This is a genomic window from Providencia sp. PROV208 (genome assembly GCF_028479465.1).
GTDB classification, from domain to species: domain Bacteria; phylum Pseudomonadota; class Gammaproteobacteria; order Enterobacterales; family Enterobacteriaceae; genus Providencia; species Providencia alcalifaciens.
Map to the genome: position 1 here is coordinate 1 of NZ_JAMPNS010000027.1, position 1,265 is coordinate 1,265.

The 1,265-nt window shown below is 45.0% G+C and carries 1 protein-coding gene; it reads left to right on the plus strand.

The genetic code is table 11. The annotated features are described in order from the left end of the window. Positions 1 to 1,265, plus strand: a 1,265-nt coding sequence (locus PR766_RS17270; RefSeq protein ID WP_272518483.1) for a terminase large subunit, incomplete at both ends; no start/stop codon positions are given.

Here is a 1,265-nt window from a genome sequence, read left to right on the forward strand (position 1 = left end):
TTTGTTATCCCGTTAATTGATGAATTAACCGGTGAACAAGTTCTTGATGATGATGGTGATGCCATCTTTGTTCGTCGTTTTCGAACCGCATTTAATGAAGTGGCTCGTAAGAATGCAAAATCAACGCTCTCCAGCGGTATCGGTTTATACATGACCGGGGCTGATGGCGAAGGTGGTGCTGAGGTTTATTCAGCAGCAACGACTCGCGATCAGGCGCGTATTGTGTTTGAAGATGCCAAAAATATGGTCAAAAAAGCGAAAGCAACGCTAGGTCGATTATTTGATTACAACAAGTTAGCGATTTACCAAGAGCGAACGGCGTCTAAATTTGAACCACTTTCCAGTGATGCAAATAACCTCGATGGCTTGAACATTCATTGCGGGATAGTCGATGAGCTCCATGCTCATAAAACTCGCGATGTGTGGGATGTTCTTGAAACGGCAACAGGTGCGCGATTGCAGTCGCTTTTATTTGCCATCACAACATCGGGTTTTAACAAAGAGGGGATCTGTTACGAGTTACGGGATTACGCAATTAAAGTTCTAACGGGTGTTGTTGATGATGACACTTTCTTTGCCATTATTTATACCCTCGATGAGGGCGACGATGATTTTGATGAATCCGTTTGGATAAAAGCTAATCCTGGGCTTGGTGTCTGTAAGCGTTTTGATGATATGCGACGTTTGGCCAAGAAGGCGAAAGAGCAAATTGCTGCTCGTCCTAACTTTCTTACTAAACACCTTAATAAATGGGTGAATGCTGAATCTGTCTGGATGGATATGAGCAAATGGGATGCAGCTCCAGCTAACGCCCCTGATGATGAGTTACAGCATTATCCGGTTTGGGTTGGCGTTGACTTGGCTAGCAAAATTGACGTTGCTGCAGCGATAAAAATGTATGAAGACGGGCAGGGTAAAACGCACATTAAATGCAAGTTCTGGTTACCCGAGGATCGTATTGAAACCGCACCGAAACACATCGCAGAGCTTTACCGGAAATGGGCTGATGCAGGTCACTTGGAATTGACTGACGGTGAAGTGATTGATCATGACATTATCAAAGACGACATCCTGAAGTGGTGCGAGGGTGATGATGTTCGTGAATTAGGGTTTGACCCATGGAGTGCGGTTCAGTTTTCTCGCCGGCTAGCGGAGGAAGGCGTTCCGCTAGTTGAGGTTGCTCAAACAGTTAAAAACATGTCTGAAGCCATGAAAAGCGTTCAAGCTGATGTGTATGCAGGTAAGTTTCATCACGATCACAATCC